The organism is Streptomyces sp. NPDC054841 (genome assembly GCF_053611045.1).
The window spans coordinates 1-4,830 of sequence record NZ_JBSGZO010000581.1; the positions used below are offsets into that span (position 1 = coordinate 1).

General features: G+C 70.2%; 5 protein-coding genes. 3 read left to right on the forward strand and 2 right to left on the reverse strand.

Annotated features, from left to right (window positions below; all coding sequences use genetic code 11):
• From ACWGI8_RS39655 to ACWGI8_RS39665, 3 genes are all read left to right on the forward strand, one after another.
• Nucleotides 1-246: ferritin-like domain-containing protein (locus ACWGI8_RS39655; RefSeq protein ID WP_453668298.1), on the forward strand; the 246-nt coding region annotated here is incomplete at its 5' end.
• 260 nt (nucleotides 247-506) lie between these two features.
• Nucleotides 507-1,166, forward strand: coding sequence for a helix-turn-helix transcriptional regulator (locus tag ACWGI8_RS39660; protein ID WP_453668299.1), 660 nt, complete (start codon nucleotides 507-509; stop codon nucleotides 1,164-1,166).
• Nucleotides 1,167-1,220: 54 nt separating this feature from the next.
• Nucleotides 1,221-1,754 (forward strand): response regulator transcription factor, encoded by a 534-nt coding sequence (locus ACWGI8_RS39665; RefSeq protein ID WP_453668300.1) that lies wholly within the window; start codon nucleotides 1,221-1,223, stop codon nucleotides 1,752-1,754.
• Here the strand turns inward: ACWGI8_RS39665 and ACWGI8_RS39670 are convergent.
• Nucleotides 1,749-2,720: an AraC-like ligand-binding domain-containing protein gene (locus ACWGI8_RS39670; protein WP_453668301.1), complete on the reverse strand. Its 972-nt coding sequence runs from the start codon at nucleotides 2,718-2,720 to the stop codon at nucleotides 1,749-1,751. The genes ACWGI8_RS39665 and ACWGI8_RS39670 overlap by 6 nt on opposite strands.
• 267 nt (nucleotides 2,721-2,987) lie before the next feature.
• On the reverse strand, nucleotides 2,988-4,830 hold a 1,843-nt coding region (locus tag ACWGI8_RS39675; RefSeq protein ID WP_453668302.1), incomplete at its 5' end, for a LuxR C-terminal-related transcriptional regulator.

Sequence of the window (4,830 nt, forward strand, 5' to 3'; positions counted from 1 at the left end):
GCCGCCGAGATCGCCACCGTTCCCCGCCCCCCGGACGGGGCCGAGGAAGTCCCCGCGATGCTCTCCCGCCTGCTGGAGGCGCACGAGCTGATCCTGGTGGACGCCCGCGACGCCGCCGCCCGTGTCGCCGCCCTGGGCGACGACGGTACGAACGACCTGATCGTGTCGCAGGCAATCCGTACCGGCGAGGCGCAGGCATGGTTCCTGGCCGAGCACCTGGTGGACACTCCGCTGGTCCGCATCTGAACCGCCGCATCTGAACCGCGGCATCTGAACTGCCGCATCCGAACCGGCATATCCGAACCGCCACATCGCCGAACCATCGCCCGGGTCCGTGTCCGCACGGGCCCGGGCCAGTCGCCGTCCTGCGATCCTGGCCGCACTTGCCCCTGTGTGCAGCGTGGTTGACCGAGTGAGACGCACAGGCGCCGCACAGCTCCTGCGCGTGGCTACGAAACCTACGCTGACCTGGTCGGAGTCGAGTCCATGACCGGCAGGAGCAGCCCATGCACACCCAGGAACGAACCAGCACCGCGATCGCCCTGGCGATCCACGCGACCGATCGCATCACGAGGACCGGTGTGGACGCGTACTTCCGTTCCTGCGAACGCATCCGGGTCGTCGAGCCGGGTCAGGAAGCAGCCGCCGAGGTACTGGTCGTCCTCGCCGGCGATGTCACCGAAGAGGTGCTCGACCGGATGCGGCGGGCTGCGGAGCAGTCGCGGAACCCGCGGCTGCGCACGGTGCTGGTGGCCAATGACATCGGCAACCGGCAGCTCGTCCGTGCCTTCGACTACGGCCTGGTGAGCTTTCTGGCCCGGCAGCAGACCACCATGGCCGGGCTGCAGGCGGCGGTGTGGGCCAGTCGCACCGGCCGGACAGAGCTGCCCGGCCGGTACGTACGGTCGCTCATCGACCAGGTGAAGGCGGTGCTGCGGGACGCGCCGGCATCCCGCAGCACGGCGCTCGCGCCGGCGGGCTTCTCCCAGCGAGAGATCGATGTGCTGCGGCTCCTCGCGGAAGGCATGGACACCGCCGAGGTGGCCGCACGGCTGCACTACTCCGAGCGCACCATCAAGAACGTTCTCGCGGAGATGATGAGCCGGCTCGGGCTGCGCAACCGCGCACACGCGATCGCGTACGCGATCCAGTCCGGGGTGATGTGAGTGGGTCCGGTACGCGTGAGGGTGGTCAGCGGCGATCCCATCACCCATTCCGCCGTGACGGCCTTCCTGGAGCGCGACGCCAGGATCGAAATCCTCCCCCGCGGCAGGTATCGGGAAGCACAGGTGGTCCTCGTCATGGTGTTCGAAATGACCGACGCCTGGCTCGCGCGCATCAGGAGCGCCGTGCTCGACTCGGGCGTCAACGACGTCCGCGTCGTTCTGGTCGCCGAGTCGATCACCGAGGCGCGGCGAGTCAGGGCAGAAGCCTTCGGCCCGACCTGCTTCCTGCTGCGAGGACAGGTCCCGAGCGAGTCGGTGGTGGAGGCGGTCCTGGACCACCGAGGCACCGGGGGAGAGGCGGCCGGTCCGCCGCACGAGGCGCACGCCCCGCACGGCAAGGCACCGCATCCGCGCGAGCTCGATGTGGTGAGAATGCTGGCCGAGGGCCTGAGCACCGCGGAGATGGCGGCACGGCTGAACTACTCGCAGCGCACGATCAAGTCCATCATCCGGTCCATGCTCGAACGGCAGGGCCTGCGCAACCGTTCGCACGCCGTGGCGCACGCGCTGCGCAGCAAGCTGCTATGAGGAGGACGAGGACGCCTGTCTCAGTTCTCGCCACGTCTGGGGCGATACGCCGAAGGCATTCTTGAACGCCCGGCTGAAATGGGAAGTGGACTTGAATCCCCAGCGGTGGGCGACCGCTGAAATGGTCTCGGTGCTCGGGGGCACCCGGGACAGCTCCCTGCGGCACGCGTCGAGCCGGTGCGTACGTACCCATTCACCGAAACCGATGCCGTTCCTGGCGAGGACGGCGTAGAGGTAACGGACCGATATGTGGTGGGCTTTCGCGACGGACGCCGGTGTCAGATCGTGGTCCGCCAGATGTGACCTCATGTATTCCACGATGCGCAGACCGAGCGTCTCGTGCAGGGGGCCGGCGCCGAGCGCGGGGCTGCCCGACTCCGCGGCGATGACCGCCCGGACGAGCTCCATGCTGGGAGCCGCGAGCAGGCGGGCGGCCGTGCCCTCGTGGAGTTGGGGACTCGTGGCGAGTTGTGACAGATATCCCGACGTCAGGCCGGAGATGGTGCCCTTCGCTCCGAAAGTCCGCGCCGTCACTCCGTGGACCGCTGGGTCGGGAAGTGCGATCTCATTCAGCGGTATGCGGAAGAAGTGCATGTCGACACCCCGGTCGAAGAGCAGGGTGTAGGGGCGACGCGTGTCGTAGAAGGCGATGTCTCCCGGCCGCAGGACAGCATCCCTGCCGTCCTGGACGACCGTACTCTCACCGGAGACCTGGAGACTGATGAAGAGCACGGGCTCCCAGTCGGCCTTCGCCAGCCGCGGAGTCCTGTGCACGGTGGCCGGGTTCGCCCGCACCGAACTGACCTGCAGGGAACCGAGGCCGGTGATCGACACATCCGCGAACACGCGCTCGGGACAGCGCGGAAGGACGAGCTCGACCGGCACGACGTGCTCCCGGATCGTCCGGCGGAGGGCCTCGGCGCGATCGTTGAGCGGGATGACGGAAGTTCCCCAGGTCGTGGTCACGTTTTCTCCTCCATGCAGTCGTACGGCCGCAGGCTAAACCGGGTCGACCACATGGCGAGGCGCAGGCACGGAGCACCGCTGCGAAATTGCGGCGAGAGACAACAAACGTGCACGCACAGACAGACAAGGGTGTCCGGATCTCATCTCACGGAACCTGATCTCCGGACCTCGACGCCCGGAACCTGGCGTCCGGACCGCGATGCCCGGAACCAGATGCCCGGACTCCATCCGCTCGGACCTCAACGACTGGACGTCGACACCCTGATCTCAACCGCCCGTGCTCAGCCTGTCCCGCAGCTGCCCGCGGGAAGTGATCCCCAGCTTCGGGAAGATCCGGTACAGGTGGGTCCCGATGGTGCGCGGAGACAGATAGAGCTGCTGGCCGATCTCGCGATTCGACAGTCCCTCGGCAGCCAGCCTGGCGATCTGCAACTCCTGCGGCGTGAGCTGGTCCCAGCTGCTGGGGCTGTGCCGCTCGCTGCTCTCCCCGGCCGCGCGCAGCTCCTGCCGTGCCCGCTCGGACCACGGTCCCACGCCGAGTGAGTCGAAGGACTCGCGGGCGATGCGCAGCGGGGTGCGTGCCTCCGTGGCACGGCGGCGGCGGCGCAGCCACGAACCGTACGCGAGCATCAGCCGCGCCCTCGCGAACGGCCAGTGGGCCATGTCCAGGTCGAGCGCGGACCGGAAGAGAGCCTCGGCATGCTCGTCGTCGGCGAGCAGAGCGTGGGCGACGCTCAGGTTCAGCCGGATCATTTGCGCCTCGGTCGCGGCGGCTGCCGTGTCCAGCCTTGCGAGTGCGGCCCGTGCGGCATCCCGCTGGTCGTCGCGCAGGGCCGCTTCGGCAAGATCCGCGATCGCACTGGTCTGCAGGTAGGGGTGGTGCGCGGGATCGGCCGGGTCGAAGACCCGCCACAGACAGTCGAACGCCTCGGCATGGTTTCCCGCGGCCAGGCCCGTCAGGCCCCGGGCGATCTGGATGAACGCCAGATTCGAGTTGTTCGCCACCGCAAGGCCCTGCCGCTCCGCCTCGGCCGCGACGGATCGTGCCGTGTCCAGGTCTCCGTGCAGCGCGGCGAACTGCGCCTTCGCGATGCGGGCACCGGTGAGCCAGCGCGGCTGGCGATTCTCCTCGGCGAGCCGCATCGCCTCCGCCACCGCCGGCAGGCCCGTCTCCCAGTCCACGGCGTGGACCGTTGTGAAGGCGAGCGACACGAGGGTCTGGGCCAGCAGACCCAGCCGGCCCTGTGCCCGCAGCCCGGCGGCGGCACGCTTGAGGAAGCCCGCCGCGCGGTCGTACGCGCCCATCATGGTCGCCGCCGTGCCGAGTGTCGCGGCGGCCAGGACGTCGTACCCGCCCTCACGCTCCAGGCGGTCGAGGCGCTCCAGGACCGCTGAACCCCGTTCCAGCGGGGTCGCGGCGGCCAGGGTGTACACCAGGTCCGGGTGCAGTTCCGGAAGGGGCAGGGCCTCGGCCGCCGCCACCACTCGCTCCCGCAGCTCTTTGCCGGGGTCGGACCACCAGCAGCGCCGCGCCGCGGACCGCAGAAGTCGCAGAGCGAGCACGGGGTCACCGGCCTCGGCCGCCCGCTCCGCGGTCGTGATGAGCAGATGCAGCCGCGGGGCGCCCGCCGCCACATCCACTTCGAGCGCTTCGCGGAGCAACAGCAACCGGGGTCTCTCCAGGGCGCCGAGCTCCAGCGGTTCGGCCCGTTGCACCAGGCTGAAGGCCCGCTCGGTGCTGCCGAGTTCGAGGGCCAGCTCCGCCGCGTCCAGCAGCCGTGCCGCTTGGCACGAGGGCAGCTCGCTCAGCGCCGTGGCGCGTTCCAGCGCGGCCACAGCCACCGCCGTCGCGCCGCGTCCCCGCGCCCTGGCCGCCACCTCGTCGAGCGCCCGCGCGACCGTCTCGTCGCGGCGCCCGATGGCCGCGGCCCGGTGCCACGCCTGCCGGTCCGGCTGGCCGTCGAGGACACGGGCCAGCGCCTCATGCGCCGCCAGCCGGTCCACCAGCGGCGCCGACTGCAGTACGGCCGAGCGGACCAGCGGATGCCGGAAACCGACGCGGAACTCGTCGGCGTCGAGCAGACCGGCCGCCACGGCGGGCTCCAGGGCC